This is a genomic window from Jatrophihabitans sp., assembly GCF_036388195.1.
GTDB lineage: Bacteria > Actinomycetota > Actinomycetes > Mycobacteriales > Jatrophihabitantaceae > Jatrophihabitans_A.
Genome location: NZ_DASVSG010000126.1, coordinates 17,388 through 39,274, shown reverse-complemented (window position 1 = coordinate 39,274; position 21,887 = coordinate 17,388). Strand labels below are relative to the sequence as shown.

18 protein-coding genes, 1 tRNA gene and 1 pseudogene are annotated in these 21,887 nt (G+C 71.4%); 8 read left to right on the top strand and 12 right to left on the bottom strand.

Annotation, left to right across the window (positions count from 1 at the left end; genetic code table 11):
- Positions 1-13: 13 nt before the first annotated feature.
- Both VF612_RS12955 and VF612_RS12950 read left to right on the top strand, forming a co-directional pair.
- Positions 14-853 carry a CbtA family protein gene (locus VF612_RS12955; RefSeq protein WP_408660263.1) on the top strand — a complete coding sequence of 280 codons (840 nt, stop codon included), beginning with the start codon at positions 14-16 and terminating at the stop codon, positions 851-853.
- Between the two features lie 10 nt (positions 854-863).
- Positions 864-1,823 carry a pentapeptide repeat-containing protein gene (locus VF612_RS12950; RefSeq protein ID WP_408660262.1) on the top strand — a complete coding sequence of 320 codons (960 nt, stop codon included), beginning with the start codon at positions 864-866 and terminating at the stop codon, positions 1,821-1,823.
- A 5-nt stretch (positions 1,824-1,828) separates the two neighbouring features.
- Here VF612_RS12950 and VF612_RS12945 read toward each other — a convergent pair.
- Both VF612_RS12945 and VF612_RS12940 read right to left on the bottom strand, forming a co-directional pair.
- Positions 1,829-1,902, bottom strand: a tRNA-Gly gene (locus tag VF612_RS12945).
- 59 nt (positions 1,903-1,961) lie between these two features.
- On the bottom strand, positions 1,962-2,204 hold the full coding sequence (locus tag VF612_RS12940; RefSeq protein ID WP_408660261.1) for a helix-turn-helix transcriptional regulator: 243 nt from the start codon (positions 2,202-2,204) through the stop codon (positions 1,962-1,964).
- A 328-nt stretch (positions 2,205-2,532) separates the two neighbouring features.
- On the opposite strand from VF612_RS12940, the gene VF612_RS12935 reads away from it, so the two are divergent.
- Positions 2,533-3,078 (top strand): hypothetical protein, encoded by a 546-nt coding sequence (locus tag VF612_RS12935; RefSeq protein ID WP_408660260.1) that lies wholly within the window; start codon positions 2,533-2,535, stop codon positions 3,076-3,078.
- Between the two features lie 11 nt (positions 3,079-3,089).
- On the opposite strand, the gene VF612_RS12930 is transcribed toward VF612_RS12935, so the two are convergent.
- The 3 genes from VF612_RS12930 to VF612_RS12920 form a co-directional block, all read right to left on the bottom strand.
- Positions 3,090-3,830, bottom strand: coding sequence for a maleylpyruvate isomerase family mycothiol-dependent enzyme (locus VF612_RS12930; RefSeq protein ID WP_408660259.1), 741 nt, complete (start codon positions 3,828-3,830; stop codon positions 3,090-3,092).
- Position 3,831: 1 nt separating this feature from the next.
- On the bottom strand, positions 3,832-4,920 hold the full coding sequence (locus VF612_RS12925) for a branched-chain amino acid aminotransferase (RefSeq protein WP_408660258.1): 1,089 nt from the start codon (positions 4,918-4,920) through the stop codon (positions 3,832-3,834).
- 73 nt (positions 4,921-4,993) lie between these two features.
- Positions 4,994-5,581, bottom strand: coding sequence for a TetR/AcrR family transcriptional regulator (locus tag VF612_RS12920; protein ID WP_408660257.1), 588 nt, complete (start codon positions 5,579-5,581; stop codon positions 4,994-4,996).
- Between the two features lie 137 nt (positions 5,582-5,718).
- Between VF612_RS12920 and VF612_RS12915 the strand changes: the two genes are divergently transcribed.
- Complete coding sequence (locus tag VF612_RS12915) at positions 5,719-7,227, top strand: flavin-containing monooxygenase (RefSeq protein ID WP_408660256.1); 1,509 nt, start codon at positions 5,719-5,721, stop codon at positions 7,225-7,227.
- Positions 7,224-8,116: pseudogene (locus VF612_RS12910) on the top strand (SDR family NAD(P)-dependent oxidoreductase). Before VF612_RS12915 ends, VF612_RS12910 begins: the two are co-directional and overlap by 4 nt.
- Here the strand turns inward: VF612_RS12910 and VF612_RS12905 are convergent.
- Positions 8,113-8,595, bottom strand: a complete 483-nt coding sequence (locus VF612_RS12905; protein ID WP_408660255.1) for a GNAT family N-acetyltransferase — start codon at positions 8,593-8,595, stop codon at positions 8,113-8,115. The pseudogene VF612_RS12910 and the gene VF612_RS12905 overlap by 4 nt on opposite strands.
- A gap of 144 nt (positions 8,596-8,739) precedes the next feature.
- Between VF612_RS12905 and VF612_RS12900 the strand changes: the two genes are divergently transcribed.
- On the top strand, positions 8,740-9,315 hold the full coding sequence (locus tag VF612_RS12900; RefSeq protein ID WP_408660254.1) for a hypothetical protein: 576 nt from the start codon (positions 8,740-8,742) through the stop codon (positions 9,313-9,315).
- A 36-nt stretch (positions 9,316-9,351) separates the two neighbouring features.
- Here VF612_RS12900 and VF612_RS12895 read toward each other — a convergent pair whose 3' ends face one another.
- From VF612_RS12895 to VF612_RS12880, 4 genes are all read right to left on the bottom strand, one after another.
- Entirely contained in the window at positions 9,352-10,743 is a 1,392-nt protein-coding gene (locus VF612_RS12895; RefSeq protein WP_408660253.1) for a sensor histidine kinase, read from the bottom strand.
- Positions 10,743-11,450, bottom strand: a complete 708-nt coding sequence (locus tag VF612_RS12890) for a response regulator (protein WP_408660252.1) — start codon at positions 11,448-11,450, stop codon at positions 10,743-10,745. Before VF612_RS12890 ends, VF612_RS12895 begins: the two co-directional genes overlap by 1 nt.
- 90 nt (positions 11,451-11,540) lie before the next feature.
- On the bottom strand, positions 11,541-11,981 hold the full coding sequence (locus VF612_RS12885) for a nitroreductase family deazaflavin-dependent oxidoreductase (protein WP_408660251.1): 441 nt from the start codon (positions 11,979-11,981) through the stop codon (positions 11,541-11,543).
- A 17-nt stretch (positions 11,982-11,998) separates the two neighbouring features.
- The gene (locus VF612_RS12880; protein ID WP_408660250.1) at positions 11,999-13,909 is read right to left on the bottom strand and encodes a penicillin-binding transpeptidase domain-containing protein; all 1,911 of its coding nucleotides are present in this window, start codon (positions 13,907-13,909) and stop codon (positions 11,999-12,001) included.
- A 142-nt stretch (positions 13,910-14,051) separates the two neighbouring features.
- Here VF612_RS12880 and VF612_RS12875 point away from each other — a divergent pair, with 142 nt between their 5' ends.
- Positions 14,052-14,819, top strand: a complete 768-nt coding sequence (locus VF612_RS12875) for a sulfite exporter TauE/SafE family protein (RefSeq protein ID WP_408660249.1) — start codon at positions 14,052-14,054, stop codon at positions 14,817-14,819.
- 56 nt (positions 14,820-14,875) lie between these two features.
- Here the strand turns inward: VF612_RS12875 and VF612_RS12870 are convergent, their stop codons facing one another.
- Positions 14,876-17,110, bottom strand: a complete 2,235-nt coding sequence (locus VF612_RS12870; RefSeq protein WP_408660273.1) for a heterodisulfide reductase-related iron-sulfur binding cluster — start codon at positions 17,108-17,110, stop codon at positions 14,876-14,878.
- A gap of 117 nt (positions 17,111-17,227) precedes the next feature.
- On the bottom strand, positions 17,228-19,639 hold the full coding sequence (locus tag VF612_RS12865) for an SCO7613 C-terminal domain-containing membrane protein (protein ID WP_408660248.1): 2,412 nt from the start codon (positions 19,637-19,639) through the stop codon (positions 17,228-17,230).
- Positions 19,640-20,018: 379 nt separating this feature from the next.
- Here VF612_RS12865 and dnaK point away from each other — a divergent pair, with 379 nt between their 5' ends.
- Positions 20,019-21,878: a molecular chaperone DnaK gene (dnaK, locus tag VF612_RS12860; RefSeq protein ID WP_408660247.1), complete on the top strand. Its 1,860-nt coding sequence runs from the start codon at positions 20,019-20,021 to the stop codon at positions 21,876-21,878.
- Positions 21,879-21,887 lie beyond the last annotated feature (9 nt).

Sequence of the window (21,887 nt, the reverse complement as noted above, 5' to 3'; positions counted from 1 at the left end):
GCCTGAGGCGAAGATGGAAAAGGATCTCATCGGACGTGGCGCCCTGTGCGGCGCCATCGCCGGGCTGCTGACGTTCCTGTTCGGCCGGATCTTCGCCGAGCCGTACATCCAGAAGGCCATCGACTACGAGACCGGCCGGCACGCCGCCCAGGAGCTGCTCCACCACGCCGCCGGCGAGCACGAGCACGCGGAGCTGTTCAGCCGCACCGTCCAGGCCAATATCGGCATGGGGGTCGGCATGATCGCCTTCGGCCTCGGGATGGGCGTGCTGTTCGCCCTCGTCTACACGGTGTGCCTCGGCCGGGTCGGCCGGCTGGGTCCGCGCTCGCTGGCGCTGCTGGTCGCCGCGGCCGGCTTCGTCGGGCTGTATCTGGCGCCGTTCCTGCGCTACCCCGCCAACCCGCCCGCGGTCGGCGAGGCCGAGACCATCTCCGAGCGCACCAGCATGTACCTGCTGATGGTGCTGTGCTCGGTGGTCTTCCTGGCGTTGGCGGTCTGGCTCGGACAGCGGCTGAGCGCCCGGTTCGGCAACTGGAACGCCAGCCTGCTGGCCGCGGCGGCGTTCGTCGTCGCGATCGGCATCGTGATGGCAGCGCTGCCGTCCTTCGGGCTGCCGGGCAACGGCCAGGCCGGCGCCACGGCCACCGAGACCCCGCTGCCGCTGGTGGACGACCAGGGCGTGATCAGGTACCCCGGCTTCCCCGCCGACGTGCTCTTCTACTTCCGGCTCTACTCCCTCGCCGGCCAGCTGGTGCTGTGGACGGCGATCGGGCTGCTGTTCGCGCCGATGGCCGACCGGCTGCTGGGCCGGGCGGCCGGCTACCGGGCCGATCGGACGCCGGCCCAGGCATGACCGGCCGCTGGTGTCGCTGACCGGTTCCTCGCGGGCGGATCAGGCGGGCGTGCTGGCCGGCCTGGCCGGGCTGGGGCCGTTCTTCGTCCTCGACGCGCATCCGGCGCACTCCTCGCCGGTCCCGCCGTGGCGTCCGCTCGCGGGGCTGTTCGACGTACCCGGCGCGCTCGAGGCGCAGGTCGCGGTGGTGCGGGAGGCCCTGGCCCGGGCCAGCGGGCGGCCGGCGGAGGCCGTGGAGCTGCGGGTGGCCGCCTCGATGGCCCAGCTTGGCCTGGCTGCCCGGCTGATCTGCCCGGCGCTCGGCGTGGCCGCGCTCACCGGCGGCCTGCTGGACGTGGACGCGGCCGGGATGCGCTGGCAGCCGGGCGCGAGTGGCGCCGTCGCGCTGTCGATCCGGGACGACGCCCTCGCGGCGGCCACCGGGTGCGTGCGGGACCCGGCAACCCTCGCTGACCTGCTGGCGGCCCACCTGCTGGCCGGGCCGGTACGCGCGCTGGTGGAGGCCACCCGGGCGTTCGGGGTGTCCGAGCAGGTGCTCTGGGGCAATGTCGCCTCGGTCGTGCACGGGTCGGTGGCCCTGTTCGGCGCCGCGGATCTGGCCGGCGCGGATCTGGCCGGCGCCGACTTGGCCAGAGCTGACTTGGCCAGAGCTGACTTGGCCGGCGCCGACTCGGCCAGAGCCGACTTGGCCGGCCGCGCTAAGGCGATCGTGGCCGGGCTGCTGAGCCAACCACCGCTGCGGGACCGGCACCACGGCAGCGATCCGGAAGGCAGCGATCCGGACGGCAGCGATCCGGACGGCAGCGATCAGGACGGCAAGCAGCGCGGCTTTCGCCGGCGCAGTTGCTGCCTGGTGTACCGGTTGACCGACTCAGCCGCGCCGGTCTGCGGTGACTGCGTGCTGGACCGGGCGCCAGCGCCTGCCCGCCGGGGCCGTAATGGCGGCGAAGGCAGGGCGCTGAGCCGGTGATGGGATGGAGCGGGTGACGGGAATCGAACCCGCGCCGTCTGCTTGGGAAGCAGAAACTCTGCCATTGAGCTACACCCGCGTGCGCTACCGGTGCGACCGCTCAATCATCCTAGCGAACCGGGCGCAGCCGCCCGCGCGTCAGCCCGTGCGGCTCAGCTGCAGGAAGTCGGCCTCGGTGTCGGGAGCGAACAGCACCCCGGGGCCACAGTCGAAGACCCGCTCGATCGCGCGGGCCGTGCTCAGCGAGCAGGTGGTGCGGCGGCCGGTGAACAGGTGGTTCACGGTGGCGTGCCCCAGGCCGGCGGCGCGGGCCAGCTGGCGCTCGGACAGCCCCGCGGCGTCCAGGAAGTCGATCAGCGTCTGGCGGCTACGAAGTTGCATCGTTCGTCCCCTCGGGCAAGATCCAGAGCGCTGATACCAGGCCGGTCCTCATGTGTTCCCCCTCGTGTAGTAGCTCAGAGCGATAAGGCCCGCCACGCGGGCTGCCCAGGTGGTTTCGAAACCGTTCGTGAGTAGACGCGCCGGTCTGACAGGTCAACGAACGGGACTAGGCAGTTCGTCTAGTGTCGTCTATACTGTCTATAGTCGCTAGCGACCAGCGACGTGATCGTAATCAGGACAACTCAGTACAAGCAAGAGCTGTTCTTTGTTAAGCGCGCGCTCTACGCTGTCGCTTGCTGTTCGGCTACCACCGAAGGAACCGCCGCTAGTGAGCTCGCTGTCCGATTACCTGAACGCGCACCTACCCGCTGGCTGGCAGAAGCCGCAGCTGGTAGAGGCGCTCAGCGGCACGCTCGATCGCGCGACGGTCTACCGCTACCTGGCCGGAACCCACCCGAGAAGCCCGGCCGAATCGGTGTTGGAGGCGTTCGCCAGGGTCCTTCCCGGCGTGACGGTCGTGGAGCTGCGAGCAGCGGCCAACCTGTCGGCCGGCGTCGAGGAGCCGTGGGTGCCGCCGGTCGAGGCGAACCGGCTCAACTACGCGCAGCGGCGAGCGCTGGAATCGTTCATCAAGGCGACGGTAGGCCCGGTGGACGACGTCGAAGAGCCGGCGCCCGAGCCACCGGACCTCGACGAGCACCCTGACCTGGCCCAGCCCGCCGCCCCGGCGCTGACCGAACAGGAACGGGGAGAGGTCGAGAGCTACATCCGCCGGCTGTACGCCTCGGGCCGCAAGGACCTGGCCGACCGGCTGGCGGCCTCCCTGGATAACCGCCCGGCCGTCAAGGCGGCCACCAAGCAGGCGCCGTCCTGAAGGCCGCGAGCCTAGCGGCCCCGAGCCCGCACCGTGAAGTCCCGCCGCCACCGGTCAGCCAGGCTCAGGTCGCCGCGCAGCGCCACGTCGTCGTCGCCGGCCCGGTTCCACACCCAACGGTAGAGATCATCGGCCAGGCCGAAGACGGCCAGGTCGGCATGGTCCAGGGCCACCGGACGGCAGCTGAGCTGGTCCGGGCCGATGCACAGCGTCCAGGACGCGTTGGAGTCCAGCGGGGTCAGTGAGATCGTCCGGTCGCTGGTCAGGCCGCTGCGGTCGAACCGGGCGGCCGAGCCGGTGAGCAGCTCGTCGACCCCGTCGGCGGCGAACTCCGGCTCGAAGCCGGCGACGCCGTAGCCGCTGGCGAGGTCGGCGTCCACCCGGTGGATGGCGGTCTCGTGGGCCAGCCGGCGAGCCCAGAACAGCTTGGCCGACGAGGCCGGCGTCATGGTCCATACCGCCAGGGTGTCCGGCGCGGTCCGCAGCCGGTTGAGCACGTCCTGGAGCCCGGCGTCGTAGACCTCGAACAGCCGGTCGTCGGCGGGCGTCGGGAACTCGAACTCGTCACGGTCGCGCCCGCGCAGGATCCAGGCCGCCCAGTGGTGCACCTTGGCGGTGTGCCCCACCAGCCGCGACACGGTCCAGCCGGGGCAGGACGGAACCGGCGCCTGCAGCGCCGCCTGGCGCGCCGACTCCCGGAGCAGCCGGCCCTGGCGCCCCAGCTCGTCGAGGTAGTGCTGGAACGTCAACACCTCAGGTCAACCGGTGCAGCCAGCGGTGCGGGTCCGGAGCCCTTCCGGTCTGCAGGTCCAGCAGCGCCTTGCGCAGCCGCATGCTCACCGGGCCGGGACCGCCGTCGCCGATCGTCCACTCGGTCTCGGCGCTCTTGACCTGACCGACCGGGGTGATCACCGCGCCGGTGCCGCAGGCGAAGACCTCCGTCAGCTCGCCGCTGGCGCAGCCGGCCTGCCAGTCCTCGGTGGAGATCTCGGCCTCGTCGGAGCTGTAGCCGAGGTCCTCGGCGAGGATCAGCAACGACTCCCGGGTGATGCCCGGCAGCAGGGTGCCGGTCAGCTTCGGGGTCACGATCCGGGCGGTGGAGCCGCTGCCGAAGACGAAGTACAGGTTCATCCCGCCCATCTCTTCGACGTAGCGGTGCTCGACGGCGTCGAGCCAGACGACCTGGTCGCAGCCCTGCTGCTGGGCCTGCGCCTGGGCGACCATGGAGGCGGCGTAGTTGCCGGCGCACTTGGCATCGCCGGTGCCGCCGGGCGCCGCCCGGCTGAACTCGGTGGACAGCCACACGGTCACCGGCTTCACACCGCTGGCGAAGTACGGCCCGACCGGGGACGCGATCAGCAGGTAGGAGTAGGCGTTGGAGGGCCGGACACCCAACCCGACCTCGGTGGCGATCATCAGCGGCCGCAGATAGAGCGAGGCCTCCGGGCCGTCGTCGACCCAGGCCTGGTCGAGCTCCACCAGCGCCTGGACGGACTCCAGGAACAGCTCGGTGGGCAGCGCCGGCATGGCGAGCCGGTACGCCGACCGGGCCATCCGGGCGGCGTTGGCATCCGGCCGGAAGGTGGCGATCGAGCCGTCCGGCTGGCGGTAGGCCTTCAGGCCCTCGAAGATCAGCTGGCCGTAGTGCAGCGCGCTGACGGCCGGATCGAGGGTCAGCGGCCCGTAGGGCAGCACCGCGCCGGGTCCCCAGCCGTCGCTCTGCGTCCAGTCGATGCGGACCATGTGGTCGGTGAAGAACCGTCCGAACCCGGGGTTCGCGAGCGCGGCAGCACGGTCGGCATCCGAGTGCGGGTTGGGGTTGCGCTGCACGATGAAGGCCATAGTTGGACATCCTAGTAACTAACGGCGGCTCGGACGGGCCGAAAGTCGCCGACCGGGCAGCATCGACGCCGAGCTAGCCGGCGGTCAGCACCGCCGGCAGCGTGGCGGTGAGCACTCGCAGCAGTTCCTTCTTCGACAGCTGCGGGTCCGCCGCCCAGCCGAGCACCGCCTCCTCGGCCAGCGCGGACCAGCCGCGGGCCATCAGCCGGACGGTGGGGGTGTCCTGGGCGCCGAAGACCTCGAGGTTGTCGGTGATCCGGGCGGTCATCGCGGCCCGGGTGCGGTCGAAGATCTCCAGCAACGCCTCGTCGCTGCCGGCCGCGCCCCGGACGAGGGAGATGTAGGCCTGATGGTTGGCCTCCACGTAGTCGACGTAGCTGGCCAGCGACAGCTGCAGCCGGGACGTGGGATCCTGCGACATATCGGGTTTGGTCCGGGCCAGCAGGTCCTCGGCCGCCCGTTGCACCACCGCTCGGTGGAAGTCCTGCTTGTTCTTGAAGTAGTGGAAGAGCAGGCCGCGGGAGATGCCCGCCTCCTCGGCGAGGGCGTCGACGGACAGCTCGTCCAGGGTGCGGGTCGCCAGCATGCGCACCCCGAGGTCGAGCAATTGCTCCCGTCGGGCGTCCGGGGTCAGCCGGACCCGCTTGGGGGTGGCCGTCACCGGCTCCCCAGCCCCACGATCCCCATGCGTCTCATCCTAGGGCGGCTGTCCATCCCCGACGGGCGGGCGCAGCCGCGCTACTGGTCGCTGTTCAATGCTGCTGTCGATAGCGGTTGCCCAGGTTCTAGGCTGTGGGCATGATCGCCCAGCAGCCTCCGGCCGGCGCGGCGCTTCCGGAGCGGGTGGCGGTGCTCATCGTCGGGGCCGGCTTCGGCGGCCTGGCCGCCGCCATCAAGCTGGCCGGCAGCGGTGAGCAGGACTTCCTGTGCATCGACCGGGGCGCCGAGGTCGGTGGCACCTGGCGGGACAACACCTATCCGGGCGCGGCCTGCGACGTGCCGTCCCAGCTGTACTCCTTCTCCTTCGCGCTCAACCCGGACTGGTCCCGGTCGTTCTCGACGCAGCCGGAGATCCAGGGCTACCTGCGCAGGGTCGCCCGCGACTCCGGCGTGCTGGACCGGTTCCGGTTCGGCGTCGAGTTCGAAGGCGCCAGCTGGGACGCCGACGCCGAGCTGTGGCGGGTCGAGACCTCCGCGGGCCCGGTCACGGCCCGGCTGCTGGTGTCGGCCGCCGGAGCGCTGTCCGAGCCGAAGCTGCCCGACGTCGCCGGCCTGGCGGCCTTCGAGGGCGCGGTGTTCCATTCGGCGCAGTGGGATCACGGCCAGGACCTGACCGGAAAGCGGGTGGCGGTGATCGGCACCGGCGCCTCGGCGATCCAGATCGTCCCGGCGATCGCCGGCCGGGTGGCCCGGTTGGACGTCTACCAGCGCACCGCGCCCTGGGTGCTGCCGCGGCACGACCGGGCCTACCGGCGGCTGGAGAAGCTGGCGATGCGTCGCATCCCGGGGTACCAGCGGGTGCTGCGCAGCCTGGTCTACCTGGCCCGGGAGGCGACCGTGCCGATGTTCATCGCCACGCCGTGGATCGGCTCGCTGGTCAGCCGCTCGGCCACCCGCAACATCGACCGCGCGATCTGCGACCCGGTGCTGCGGGCGAAGGCGCAGCCGCATTTCGCGCTGGGCTGCAAGCGGGTGCTGGTCTCCAGCGACTGGTATCCCGCGCTGGCCCGCGACAACGTCGAGCTGATCACCGAGCCGATCTCCCACCTCACCCCGGACGCGATCGTGACCGCGGACGGGACGGCGCGCCAGATCGACGTGCTGATCGTGGCCACCGGGTTCCAGGCCACCGAGCAGCCGATCGCCGAGCGGATCAAGGGCCGGACCGGGCAGACGCTGGCCCAGGCATGGTCAGAACGCGGCGTCCAGGGCTACAAGGGCGCCACCGTGCACGGCTTTCCCAACCTGTTCCTGGTGATCGGGCCCAACACCGGCCTCGGCCACTCGTCCATGGTCTACATGATCGAGTCGCAGGTGGCCTATCTGGTCGATGCCTGGCGCCAGCTGCGCCGCTTTCGCCTGGCCAGCGTGGAACCGACGGCAGCCGCCGAGGCGGCCTGGAACGCCGACGTGCAGCGACGGATGCGGCGGACGGTGTGGAGCACCGGCGGCTGCCGGAGCTGGTACCTCGACGCGCACGGCCGCAACGTGGCGCTGTGGCCCCGGCCCACCTACACGTTCCGCCGGCTCACCGCGTCCTTCGACCTGGACGCCTACGCCAGCACCCCGTCGGACGGCGCGGCATGACCGTCCTGGCCGGCAAGGTCGTGGTCATCACCGGCGCCGGGTCGGGCATCGGACGCGCGCTGGCGCGGGCAGCCGCCAACCACGGCGCCCGGCTTGCCCTGTCCGACATCGATGCGGCCGGGCTGGCTGAGACCGTCCGGCTGCTGGGCCCGGCTGCTCTGGTGCGCACGGACCAGCTCGACGTCCGGGACCGGGTGGCGATGGCGGCCTACGCGGCATCGGTGGCTGCGGAGCTCGGGGGTGTCGACGTCGTGATCAACAACGCCGGCGTGAGCGTGACCGGAAACCTGCTCGAGGTCGGCTACCCGGACATCGAGTGGGTCTGGACGTGAACTTCTGGGGCGTGGTGAACGGGACCAAGGAGTTCCTGCCGTACCTGATCGCCAGCGGCGACGGCCACCTGGTGAACATGTCGAGCCTGTTCGGCCTGATGGGCGTGCCCCGGCAGAGCGCCTACAACGCCGCGAAGTTCGCCGTCCGCGGCTTCACCGAATCGGTGCGCCAGGAGATGCTGGCCGCCCGGCACCCGGTGCGGGTCAGCTGCGTGCATCCCGGCGGGGTGAAGACCTCGATCGTCCGGAACTCCCGGGTGGCGCCAGGGGAGGACCATGCCGCGCTCGTCGACTTCTTCGACCGCCGGCTGGCCAGGACCAGCGCCGACCGGGCGGCGGAGGTCATCCTGGCCGGCATGCTGGCCGGCAAGCCGCGGATCCTGGTCGGCGCGGACGCCAAGGCGCTGCACGTGCTGATCACGGTGCTGGGGGCCCGCTACCAGCGGCTGGCCGCCGCGGTGGCCGCGGGTGCGGCGCCCGGCACCGGCCGCCGTCAGGACCGGCGGCGCTGGCTGGGCTGGCTGGGCTGGCTGGGCTGGCGGGGCAAGCGGGACTAGCTGGGCTGGCGGGACAGCTGGCCGGGGCGGCGCATCGGCAGGTGGCTGATGCCGTCCTCGACGAACTCCGCGCCGTCGGGCTCGAAGCCGAATCGCTGATACCAGCCCACCAGCGGCGTCTGCGCGTCGAGCACCACCTCGATGCCGGCTGCCGGGGACTCGGCGTCGGAGTCCACGGCGGCCAGGGCCTGGCGCATCAGGGCGGAGCCGATCCCGCCGGCCCGGGCGGCCGGAGCGGTGGCGACCCGGCCGATCCGGGCAGTGCCGTGATCCTCGCGCAGGATGCGCAGGGTGGCCAGCACCGAGCCGGCGTCGATGGCCCACAGCCAGCGGGTCCCTGGGTCCAGATCCCGGCCGTCCAGCTCGCGGTACGGGCACTGCTGCTCCACCACGAAGACGTCCACCCGGAGCTGGAGGATTCGGTAGAGGGTGCCGGCGTCGAGATCGGCCGGCGCGGCCAGTCGCAGCTCGAGGCTCACGCCCGCCAGCCTAGTTGCCGGGCCCGTCGCCGCCCCCGCCGGCGAACCCGAACACAACCCTGACAATTCCCTGCCTGAAGGCCAACCTTGACGCGGCACCGTCAACAGGGTCCACTTCTGGCAGCTTGCGACAGGGAGACCATCATGTTGAAGAAGATCGTGCTCGCGGCCTCGGCTGCGGCCGTGGTGCTCGGAGCCGGTACCGCCGCGCTGGCCACCGTCGGGCACAGCTCGCCCGGGCCCTCCGCTAAGCCGGCCGCCGCCTCGACTGCGCCGAGCGCGCCGGGCACTTCCACCGCGCCGGGTCTGCAGGGCGAGCCGGGTGCGAAGGGCAAGGGCAAGGGCCACCGGCCGCAATTGCGGGCGCTGGGACGCGCGCTGCACGCCCAGTGGGTGACGCGTGATCGCGACAACGCCAGTGCCTTCGTCACCCACAACGCGATCCGGGGCGAGGTCACCGCGGTGTCGGCCGGCTCGATCACGGTCAAGGCCCAGGACGGCTTCAGCCAGACCTACGCCGTCACCGACGCCACCAAGGTGCGGCTGCGCAAGGGCCAGCCGGGCAATGGCAACAGCAACGGCAACGGCAACGGCAACGGCAACGGCAAGGGTGGCGCGCCCGGGACGATCAGCGATGTGCACACCGGCGACAAGGTCGCCGTGATCGGAACCGGCGCCACCAGCCTGACCGCGCAGCACATCGTCGCCGTGACCGAGTAGCCGACAGCACGGCTCACCCCACCGGACCCAACCGGCTCACCCCGCCGGCAGCCGCACCGTGAAGCGGGCCCCGCCCTCCGGGGCGCGGCCCGCTTCGATGGCAGCGCCGAGCCGGCTGACCAGCCCGGCCACGATGGCCAGGCCCAGCCCCGTGCCGACCTGCCGCAGTCCCCGGTAGCGCTCGTACAGCGCCGAGCGCTCGAAGGCCACCGTCAGGTCGTCCTCGGTCAGGCCGGGACCGCCGTCGCGCACCTCCGCCACCACCAGCCGGCGGCCACCGGCCTGCTCCGCGCGGACCGCCAGCACGACCGGCGCGCCGGCCGGGGTGACCCGCAGCGCGTTCTCCAGCAACCCGTCGAGCACCTGCCGCAGCCGCGCCGGGTCGGTCCGGACGGCGAACCGTCCGGGTAGGCCGGCCTCGTCCAGCTGCAGCTCGAACCGGACCCCCACGGCCGCGCACCGTCGCGACCAGACCTGCCCGGCGGCCCGGCACAGCTCGGCGACATCGACGTCGGCGAGGTCGATGCGGAACTGCTGGGCGTCCAGGCGCGCCAGGTCCAGCAGGTCGGCTACCAGCCGGTCCAGCCGGCGCGACTCGGTGAGCAGGATCGAGCCGACCTCGGCGGCCTGTTCCGGCGCCACCACCCCGTCGGCCAGCGATTCGGCGTACCCGGTGATCGCGGTGAGCGGGGTGCGCAGCTCGTGCGACACCGACAGCAGGAACTCCCGCTGCCGGGCTTCGGAGTGCGACAGCGCGGCGGCCAGGGTGTTCACCGCCTCGGCGACCTCGGCCACCTCGGCGGGTCCTTCGGCCTGCACCGCCACATCGCGGCGTCCGCCGGCCAGCGCATGGGCCGCCTCGGCGGTCCGGCGCAGCGGCCGGGAGATCCGCAGCGCCACCAGCAGGCCCAGCACGGCGGCGATGCCCACCGCGATCAGCAGCGCCCGGACGATCTGGCGGACGGTCCGGTCGGCGGCGGCGGTGGCCTCCGACCGCCGCTGCGCCAGCGCGATGCCACCGGCCCGGGTGCCCCGCGCCTCGATCAGCACCTGCTGGCCCTGGATCCGCCGCTGTACTGACAGCGAGCCGCTGGCCAACACGGTGCGGACGTCCTCGGCGGTCAGCGCCACCCGCAGCAGCGGGCTGTTGGTGGCCACGGCGCCGGAGCTGTCGATCGATGCCGACTGGATGCCCAGGTTGCGCAGGCTGGCCCGCGCCCTGGCCTGGCTGCCCCGGGCGTTCGGGCCCTGGTCGGCGGTCACCCGGGCGACGTCGGCGAGGTTGCCCAGGATGCTCCGGGCGGCGGCGGTGTCCGAGCGGTGCACCAGGTTGATCGCCAGCACGCCGGCCAGCAGCGCGGTGATCGCCGCGACCCCGATGGCCAGGGCGGAGATGCGCTGCGCGAGCGTCGTGGGCGGCAGCCTCATCAGGCCTGATCCGGTGATCGCGGCTCGACGGCGTACCCGACCCCGCGGACGGTCCGGATCGGGCTGTCGTCCCGCAGCTTGGCGCGGACCTGGGCGATGTGCACGTCCACGGTGCGGGCTCCCGCGATGGCCGAGTAGCCCCAGACCGCGCTCAGCAGCTGCTCCCGGCCGAACACCCGCCCGGGCCGGCGCATCAGGTAGGCCAGCAGGTCGAACTCGGTGGCCGTCAGGGTGATCTCCCGGTCACCGGCGTGCACCCGCCGCTCAGCCGGATCCAGCCGGATCGACCCGACCCGCAGCGGCGCCCCGCCGTCGGCCAGCCCCTGGCTGCGGCGCAGCACCGAGGCCACCCGGGCCACCAGCTCGCGCGGCGAGAACGGCTTGGTCACGTAGTCGTCGGCGCCGAGCTCCAGGCCGACGATCCGGTCCACCTCGTCGTCGCGGGCGGTCACGAACAGCACCGGCGTCCAGTCCTGGGCCGCCCGCAGCCGCCGGCACACCTCGATCCCGTCGATGCCCGGCAGCCCGACGTCCAGGATCACCGCGGCCGGACGCAGCCGGCCGACCGCCGCCAGGCCGGCCTCGCCGTCACGTTCCAGCCGGACCCCGAAACCCGCTCCGGCCAGGTTCAGCCGGATCAGCTCGGCGATGGCCGGCTCGTCCTCGATCACCAGGATCAGCCCGCGGCTGGGCATGTCGGTCGGCACAGCGGAACTGTACGAGCCGGGAGCTACCCGCAGGTCACCTGAAGATCAGGATCAGGTACGAATTCCCGGCCCCCCGCGGGCCAGCCGGGGTCAGCGGACCGGATCGAGCACGACCACCGGGATCGGCCGGTCGGTCTTGGTCTGGTACTCCTCGTACGCCGGCCAGATCTGGCACATCAGCTGCCAGAGCTCCGGCTTCTCCGAGTCCTCAGCCGTCCGGGCCATGGCGACGAAGTCCTCCGCGCCGACCTGGACCGCGACCTCCGGGTTCTCGGTCAGGTTCAGGTACCAGGCGGGGTGGCTGTCGTCGCCGCCCTTGGAGGCGACCACGACGTAGGACGAGCCCGAGGTGCCGTAGATCAGGGCGGTGCGGCGCAGCTTGCCGCTCTTGCGGCCCTTGGTGGTGAGCAGCAGGGTCGGCACCCCGTTCCAGTTGTGGCCCTCCTCGCCGTTGGTCTCCACGTACCGCTGGATGTGGTCGGCGACCCATCCCTCGGGACTGTCGTAGACGTGCGCATCGTTGGTGGTCATGAATCCACCGTACAAACTCACCCCGCCCTGGTGAAGAACTGCCTGGCCAACGGAACCGCGCCGGTGGTCGAGTCCTCGCCGCCGTAGACGAACACCGCGATGGCCATATCGGAACTGTCGCCGCGGACGCCGGCGAACCAGGAGTGGCTCTTGGGCGGGGTGTCGGTTCCGAACTCCGCGGTGCCGGTCTTGCCCCGGATCTCGCCGGGCAGGTCGTGCAGCAGGGGGTAGCCGGTGGCGCCGGGCATGGCCACGGTGGCCCGCATCAGCGCGTTCATGTTCGCGGTCAGCCTGCTGTCCAGCGCCGGGCCGGGCTTGGCCTGCTGGCCGGCGACCAGGGACGGGGCGATCGGGACGCCCGAGGCGGCGGCGCCGGCCATCGACGCCATCAGCAGCGGGCTGACCAGCACCTTGCCCTGCCCGATCGCCTCGGCGGCCTGCTCGGTGCCGGTGGCGGTGGCCGGGATGGACCCGGAGAACGCCGGGGTCGGCAGCTGCCAGTCGCCGCCCAGCCCCAGGTCGCGGGCCGCCTTGGCCAGGGCGCCGGCCGGCAGCTTCATGCCGAAGTCGATCGCCGTGGTGTTGCAGGAGTAGCCGAATGCCGCGGTCAGCGGGATCCGGCCGTGGGAGAACCTGTCCTCGTTCTCGAAGGTCCGCCCGTTGACCGTGATGGTGGGCGGGCAGTCCGCGGTGGTCCGGGCGGTCAGCGCCGGGTCGGCCTGGAACGCGGCGGTGTAGGTGGCGATCTTGAACGTCGAGCCGGCCGGGTACTGGCCGGTCAGAGCGATGTCGCCCGGTGCGCTGGCGCTGTTGGCCACCGCCAGGATCTTGCCGGTGGACGGTTGCAGCGCCACGATCGCGGCGGGTTGGGACTCCCGCGCGAGGGTGGCGTCGGCGGCCGCCTGGATGGCGCGATCCAGGGTCAGTCGGACCGGCTTGCCGGGTGTCGGCGGGGTGACCGTGCCGAGCTTGGCGCCCAGGGTCGCGTCGGTGTCGTCGGCCGCGTAGACCTCGACGCCGGGCGTGCCGCGCAGTTGCGCGTCCAGCGCCCGCTGCAGGCCGGACACCCCGACGACGTCGCCGGCCTTGATCTGTCCCTGGGAGGCCTCGACGATCTCGGCGGTGGCGGGGCCGACGCTGCCCAGCAGCGGCTTGGCGAAGTTCGAGCTGGGTGGCAGCAGCCGGGTCTCGGACTGGAACTGGGTGCCGGGCAGGTTGAAGATCCTGGCCTTGATCTGCTCGTAGGCCGGCCGGCGCAACGTGATGATGGGAACGAACTGGCCCTTGGCCGCCGCGTTGACCGCGCTGGTGATCTCGCCGGCGGTGGTCTGCAGGGCCGGCACCGCGGCCAGCCGGACGGCCAGGCCGGACAGGTCCCGGACGTTGGCGGGGTTGATGCCTACGGTCACCACCGGGGTCGGTGCGAACAGCGGGGCGCCGGCGGCGTCCTGCAGCGCGGCCCGGGCCGGCTGGCTGCGCTTGAGCGTCAGGTGGGAGCCGTTCTTCAGGTCCGGGTGGATGGCGCTGGCAGCCCAGCTGACCCGCCAGCTCTCCGCCTGCTTCACCATCGGCAGCGAGCCGGTGTACTTCCACGGGGTGCTCAGCCCGGGCAGGCGCCAGCTGGCCTCGTAGTTCGCGGTCGCGGAGTTCGGCTGCCGGTCGGCCAGGCCGGTGACCCGCAGCTCGCCGCTGAGGCCACTGCTGTCGCTCTTGCTGTCGCTGTTGCTGTTGCTGTTGCCGAGCCCGGCCAGGCTCTTGCTGATCGCAGCGGTGGCGACGCCGGCGTCGGTGGTGTGCTGGGCGGCGGTCGCGGCGTCGGCAGCGCCCAGCGCGGTCAGGTACGCCTGCGCCGCCTGCTGCTCCGGCGGGATCTTCTTGGCCCGGTCGCAGCCGGTGACCGTCAGCGCGGCGAGAATCAGCGCGATCACCGCTGCCAGCCATCGCGGCCGGGATCGCCGTCCGTGGGGTCGTCGCCGAGGGGGAGCGGTGGTGACCATGGCTCGATTCAACCAAAGGCAGCTGGGAGCCGGTGCTGGCCAGGGTGCGGAGGGTGGCGGTTACCGTAGCCAGGTGACAGGGATCGGGGCAGCCGCGGCCGTAGCGCTCGCCGGGGTGGGCGCCGGGACGATCAACACCGTCGTTGGGTCCGGCACGCTGATCACCTTTCCGGTGCTGCTCTCCCTCGGGGTGCCGCCGGTGACCGCCAACGTCAGCAACACCATCGGGCTGGTGCCGGGCACGTTCAGCGGCGCGTACGGGTATCGCCGGGAGCTGACCGGCCAGCGGGACCGGCTGCTGCGGCTGGGCTCGGCGTCCCTGATCGGCGGGATCGCCGGGGCGCTGCTGCTGCTGGTGCTGCCGGCCGGGGTGTTCCGGGCGGTCGTGCCCATCCTGATCGTGCTGGCGATCGCGCTGGTGATCGCCCAGCCCCGGCTGTCCCGGCGGTTCGTGGGGCACGCGCAGCAGCACGGCTCGCAGGGGCGGCATCCGGTGCTGCTGTGGGTGCTGGTGCTGCTGGCCGGGGTGTACGGCGGGTACTTCGGAGCCGCCCAGGGGGTGTTGCTGGTCGCGACGATGGGCGCTCTGCTCGATTCGAACCTGCAGCGGGTCAATGGCCTGAAGAACGTCCTGTCCGGCGTGGTCAACGCGGTCGCCGGGCTGCTGTTCATCCTGCTGGCACACCCGAACTGGCTCTACGTCGCCCTGATCGCGGTCGGCTCGACGGTCGGCGGGCAGCTCGGGGCGGTGGTGGGCCGGCGGCTGTCACCGGCCGTGCTGCGCGCGGTGATCGTGGTGGTGGGCCTGGCCGCGCTCACCAAGTTCCTGTTCTTCTCCTGAGCCGCTGAGCCGCTGAGCCGCTGAGCCGCTGAGCCGCCGAGCCGCTGGGCCTTGGCTCAGTCCGCCGGCGAGGTCTCCGGCGCCGAGGCCAGCGCCGGGCGGCCCATCGACTGCTGCAGGATCTGGGCGACGTCGAGCACCTGGACGTGGTCGGCGGCGGTGCCGTCTGCCTTCTTGCCGGTGACGGCGTCGGAAAGCATCACCATGCAGAACGGGCAGGCGGTCGAGATCAGGTCCGGGTTCAGGCCCAGCGCCTCGTCGGTGCGCTCGACGTTGATCCGCTTGCCGATCTTCTCCTCCATCCAGAACCTGGCCCCGCCGGCGCCGCAGCAGAAGCCGCGGTCCTTGCAGCGGTGCATCTCCTGCGAGCGCAGCTGTGGAATGGCGCCCAGCACCTCACGGGGCGGGGTGTAGACCTTGTTGTGCCGGCCCAGGTAGCACGGATCGTGGTAGGTGACCAGCTTGTCGACCGGCTCGACCGGGGTGAGCCGGCCGTCGGCGACCAGCTTGCCGAGCAGTTGGGTGTGGTGCACCACCTCGTACTCGCCACCGATCTGCGGGTACTCGTTGGCGATGGTGTTGAAGCAGTGCGGACAGGTGGCCACGATCTTCAACGGCCGGCCCTCGGGCTTGATCGAGTTGAGCTTCTCGACGTTCTCCGCGCCCAGCATCTGGAACACGAACTCGTTGCCGAGCCGGCGCGCCGAGTCACCGGTGCAGGTCTCGTTCGAGCCGAGGATGGCGAACTGGACCCCGGCCACGTCGAGCAGTTCGGCGAAGGCCTTGGTGACCTTCTTGGACCGGTCCTCCAGGGCGCCGGCGCATCCCACCCAGAACAGGTACTCGACCTCGGCGGGCAGCGGCTGGCCGGGCGAGACCCGGCGGACCTCGAAGCCCAGGCCCTCGGTCCATTCCTCGCGGTTCTTGGCAGGCAACCCCCAGGGGTTGCCCTTGTTCTCCAGGTTGCGCAGCATGGAGCCGGCCTCGGACGGGAACGAGGACTCGATCAGCACCTGGTAGCGGCGCATGTCGACGATGTGGTCGATGTGCTCGATGTCGACCGGGCACTGCTCGACGCACGCGCCGCAGGTGGTGCAGGACCACAACACGTCCGGATCGATGACGCCGTGCGAGGCGAGGTCTCCGACCAGCGGCCGGGTGACCTGCTCGATGCCGGAGCCTTCCACCCGGGGGTAGCCGGCCTCGGGCACGTGGGTGCCGTGCGAGCCGCCCTCGGCCGCAGGGGTGCTGAAGTTCGGCACCGCGTCGTCGGGGACCGTCTTGCCGCCGATCAGGTACGGGGCCTTGGCGAACAGGTGGTCGCGCAGGTCCATGATCACCAGCTTGGGTGACAGGGGCTTGCCGGTGTTCCAGGCCGGGCACTGGGACTGGCACCGGCCGCATTCGGTGCAGGTGGCGAAGTCCAGGTAGGCCTTCCAGCTGAAGTCCTCGACCTTGCCCTTGCCGAAGACGGTGTCCTCGGACAGGTTCTCCACGTCCATGAAGTCGATGGTCTTGCCCTGGGCGTCGGTGGCCGGCGGCAGCGCTCCGAGCGCCTTGGGCAGCCGCTTGAAGTAGACGTTGATCGGAGCGGTGGCGATATGCAGGTGCTTGGAGTAGGTGACGATGATCAGGAACACCAGGACGACCGCCACCTGCGCCAGCAGGAAGAAGGTGGCCAGGCCGGTGTTGTAGGCGCCCTGGCCCAGCAGCTTCGCGGTCAGGTACGAGGCGAAGGTCCACTTGGACTCCCCGAAGGGGAACTCCCCGGCGTTCATCTGGGCGCCGCGGAGCAGGAACAGGGTCAGGATGACCAGCGTGATCATGCCCAGGATCACCCAGGCCGGACCGGTGTGCGAGCCGTAGAAGCGGGAGTCGCGCTGCTTGCGCTGGGGCGCGTTGCGGATCCGCAGCACCGCGAAGGTGGCCAGCCCGACGAGGACGGCGACCCCCATCAGGTCCTCCAGGAAGCCCAGCGCCTGCCACTTGCCGATCAGCGGGATGTGGAAGTCGCGGCTGATCAGCAGCGCGCCGTAGGCCTCGAGGATGGTCAGGTTGAGGATCACGAAGCCCCAGAACGTGAGGAAGTGCGCCAGGCCCGGGACCGACCACTTGAGCAGCCGGGTCTGGCCGAGCACCTCCCCGGCGTCGTTGGCGGCGCGGCCGACGGCGTTCTTGCCACGCCCCGGAGCGGCCGTGCCGGAACGGATCAGCCGTACCAGCCACAGGATCCGCCACCCCGCGATCGCCGCGGTGGCGGCGGTCATGAGCAGGGTCAGGATGATGCGCAGTGCCACTGCGGCCTCCAGCGTCGGTCGGCTTCGTCTCATCAGGCGTGACTGGGCAAGGATACCCAGGGTTACCGGCGGGTAACCACGTCAGCCGGAAGCCGAATGGGTCACAACGGCTCAGAGCATGTCGCCGATCACCCGGCGCGCGCTGCGCAGGTCTGCCAGCCGGCTCTCCCAGGTGACGCCGAGCGTCAGCAGCAGCACCCCCACCGTGCCGATCATCACCCAACGGGGCAGCGCGAGCGCGAACGGCGAGAGCTCACTGACCACCAGCAGAGCCAGCTCCACAGCGCCGATCACCAGCGGCGCCTGCAGCTTCAGCCACGAGCCGACCAGCAGGCTCAGCAGCGCGATCACGCCGAGCGCGAGGGCCCGCCACGACAGCGGTTCGCGCAGCGCCGGCGCCACCAAGGGGACGGTGAGGATGAGCAATCCCGGACCGAGGGCAAGCCAGGACGGCGGTGTCGGCTCGCGCCGGATGAGCTGCGCGCCGAAGACCAGCACCAGCACTCCGACCGGTCCGTAGTAGAGCTCGGGCGTGTGCACCGAATGCACGCCTGCCTCGATCCAACCCGCGACGACCACGGCCGACACCGCTGGCCAGAACCACCAGCGGCGGGCCGGGGACCTCGCCGCGACCACGCCCAGCACCGCGGCGCAACCGAGCAGGCCGGCTACGGTCGGCGTCCACCGGCCCGGCGTGCTCAGGGAGAACCCAGCGGCGATGAGAACGAAGAGCTGGGCGACGGCGGCCAGCTCGCAGGCCTGCCTCAGAGCCGGGACGTCGCGAGCGATCGACCGGCCGGCGGCCAGCGCCGCGCCGGCCCCGGCCGCGAAGGCGAGGATCGTGGTCGGCTCCGAGGCCAGTGCTGTGATCAGCGCGAGCGCCAGCAGCAGCCCTGGTATCGCCAGCAGCCAGACGTCACGCCGGGCCAGCAGGACGCCCCCGACCGCCAGCAGCAGCCATCCAAGCGTGGCCACCAGCAGCGGCGGGTGGACGTTCAGCCAGGTCGCGAACGCGGCAGGACCAGCCACCGCGGCGATCCACCGCCCGTCCGAGGCGCTCCAACGCTGCGTCCAGTCCTTCAGTAGCGGCCTGATCAGCAGCCCTGCCGCCGTAGCCGCCGCCAACAGGGCCAGCGACGGCAGCACCGCGATCACCGGTTGGCCCGCGTCCGGCAGCGCGTCCAGGGGGCGTCGCTGCCAGATCGGGCCACCCGAGTCGGTCGAGGCCGAGATGCCGGCCAGTGCCGCCCGCAGCAACACCAGCACGCTCACCCCGCCAGCGCCGCCCAGCACCAGCAGAACGGTCTGGCTCCAGAGCGGGCGCCGTACCAGGCCGAGCAGGGCCAGACCGAGTAGCACACCGGCCAGTGCCGAGACTGCCGAGATGTAGTGCGCGCCGATGAGCCACGCCGCCCAGGCAGCCAACCCGAGGCCGGCCACCGCGGCGGCCAGCCGCATCAGGCGCACTCGCAGCACCGCCGGGACGCCCGCGGCGCAGAGTGCCAGGACGATCGCGGCTGGCAACTCGTTGGCCTGGCCGTCCCACAGCCGTGGCACGAAGGGCCCCGAGGTGACCTCGTCGAGGACGCCCAGCCCCACCAGGGCGAGCCAGGATAGGAGGGCGGCCAGGCCGCACACCCAGGTGGTGACACGCAGTCCTGCCGTCCGGGCTGAGATCGCCAGCGCTGTCATGCCGATCACCGCGACGCCGAACTGCAGCCATGCGGGCGCCCCGGTTCTGGCAATCGCGCACAGCAGCCCGACGTAGGCCGCGCCACCGAGAATGAGCTGGGTGCTGACCAGCGGGCGTCCTAGCGCCGAGCGTCGGGTGGCCACCGTGCTGCCCAGCGCCACCGCCCCCACCGCCACGGCGCCCGCGGCGGCGAAGATGCGCGCGTCCACCGACCCCCACCCGGCCAGGTCGACTCGGCGGATCGCCCAGACGTCCAGCGTGAGATTCAGCAGGGTGCTGGCCCACAGTGTTTCGGCGGAGCCCCGCAGACTTCTGCGGGTCACCGCCGCGGCCGCGATGGCGAAGAGCGCGGTCACCGCGGCCAGCGCCGCGGCCTTCGCGCCGAGCGACAGCGTTCCCCAGGACACCGACAGGAAGATGATCGCCGCGACCAGCAGGCACAGCCCCCCGAGGCCGAGCACGATGGCCGCCCCGCTTGCCGCCGGCCACCTCCTGCCGGCGACGGCGGTCGGCGCCGGGTGGCGGGGCAACGCGCTGGCACCGCCGACCTGCCCCGGCCCGGCGGTTGCAACCGGCTCCTGCCCACCCTCCTGCTGGCTGGCGGCCTGCTGGACAGCGGCCTGCTGGGTGGCGGCCTGCGACTCCAATCGCAGTTGCGCCATCGTCTGGTCAGCGGCGACCAGTTGCTCCGCGAGTCGGCTGGCGGTTGGGCTGGTCAGCAGCAGCCCGCATCCGGCGCACCTCGGTGCGGCGGCGGTGATCGGCGCGTCGCAATTCGGGCAGCGGTGGGGCGTGAAGAACCGGCGGCGGTCGGCGGCGGGATAGGTCACGGCTCTCCGATCGCTGAAAGTCCGGACCCGGTCCGGCCGCGGGGACCAGCACCAGCCACACCGAGAACCTGCCTTCGGCTCATTGCCGAAGATGCCGCAGGACAGATCCTGTACGGGCGAAGCTAGCCCAATCCCGTCATCGCGGTGCACTTTCCAGGGAGAGCCCAAGGGTGCCTCGCCACCGGGTGTGGCGTAGACCACTGCCCTGGGGGGAACTTGAGCGTATCCCACTCAGTTCTTTTGACAGGCGGCCAGTCCAGATAGCACCATCAGGGCTAACGGCTGGTCTATCCACAGGCCAGAGACCGACAGAGCACAACTGACAGACCCACCCGCTAGACAACCAGAAGCAGATCCACGAAGCACTGAGGAGTTCACCATGGCACGCGCGGTCGGAATCGATCTCGGCACCACCAACTCCGTTGTCGCCGTCCTGACCGGTGGCGAGCCGGAGGTCATCGCAAACGCGGAAGGCTCCCGGACCACCCCGTCCGTCGTCGCCTTCGCCAAGAACGGCGAGGTCCTGGTCGGCGAGGTCGCCAAGCGCCAGGCCGTCACCAACGTCGACCGGACGATCCGGTCGGTCAAGCGCCACATGGGCACCGACTGGTCGGTGGACATCGACGCCAAGAAGTACACCGCGCAGGAGATCAGCGCCCGCGTCCTGCAGAAGCTCAAGCGCGACGCCGAGGCCTACCTGGGCGAGACCATCACCGACGCGGTCATCACCGTCCCGGCGTACTTCAACGACGCCGAGCGGCAGGCCACCAAGGAGGCCGGTCAGATCGCCGGCATGAACGTGCTGCGGATCGTCAACGAGCCGACCGCCGCCGCGCTGGCCTACGGCCTGGACAAGGGCGAGAAGGAGCAGACCATCCTGGTGTTCGACCTCGGTGGCGGCACCTTCGACGTCTCGCTGCTGGAGATCGGCGACGGGGTCATCGAAGTCAAGGCCACCAACGGCGACAACCACCTCGGTGGCGACGACTGGGACCAGAAGGTCATCAACTGGCTGGTCGACAAGTTCAAGGCCGCGCACGGCATCGACCTGACCAAGGACAAGATGGCGCTGCAGCGGCTGCGCGAGGCGGCTGAGAAGGCCAAGATCGAGCTCTCCTCCAGCCAGCAGACCTCGATCAACCTGCCCTACATCACCGTGGACGCGGAGAAGAACCCGCTGTTCCTGGACGAGCAGCTGAGCCGGGCGGAGTTCCAGCGGATCACCGCCGACCTGCTCGAGCGCACCAAGGTGCCGTTCCAGAACGTCCTGCGCGACGCCGGCATCCCGCTGAACCAGATCGACCACGTGGTCCTGGTCGGCGGCTCGACCCGGATGCCCGCCGTGGTGGACCTGGTCAAGGAGCTGACCGGTGGCAAGGAGCCCAACAAGGGCGTGAACCCGGACGAGGTCGTCGCCGTCGGCGCCGCGCTGCAGGCCGGTGTCCTCAAGGGCGAGGTCAAGGACGTCCTGCTGCTCGACGTCACCCCGCTGTCGCTGGGCATCGAGGTCAAGGGCGGCATCATGACCAAGCTGATCGAGCGCAACACCACCATCCCGACCAAGCGTTCGGAGATCTTCACCACCGCCGACGACAACCAGTCCAGCGTGCAGATCCAGGTCTACCAGGGTGAGCGGGAGATCGCGGCCTACAACAAGAAGCTGGGCGTCTTCGAGCTGACCGGCATCCCGCCGGCGCCCCGGGGCGTTCCGCAGGTCGAGGTCACCTTCGACATCGACGCCAACGGCATCGTGCACGTCTCTGCCAAGGACCTGGCTTCGGGCAACCAGCAGGGCATGACCATCACCGGTGGCTCGGGCCTGTCCAAGGAAGAGATCGACCGGATGATGAAGGACGCCGAGGTGCACGCCGCCGAGGACAAGGCGCGCCGGGAGGCGGCCGAGATCCGCAACACCGGCGAGCAGCTGGTCTACCAGACCGAGAAGTTCATCGCCGACTCCGGCGAGAAGATCCCGGCCGAGTCCAAGACCGAGCTCGAAGCCGCGCTGGCTGAGCTGAAGACCACCCTGGCCGACGCCAACGCCAGCAACGAGACGATCCAGGCCAAGACCACGGCCCTCAACGAGGTCAGCGGCAAGGCGGCGACCGCGGTCTACGCCGCTGAGCAGTCATCGCAGTCGGCCTCCTCGGCCGACGGCGCCAGCCCCAACGGCTCCGGCCCGGCTGCCGACGACGCCGATGACGTGGTCGACGCCGAGGTCATCGACGAGCAGCGGTAACCGCGATGA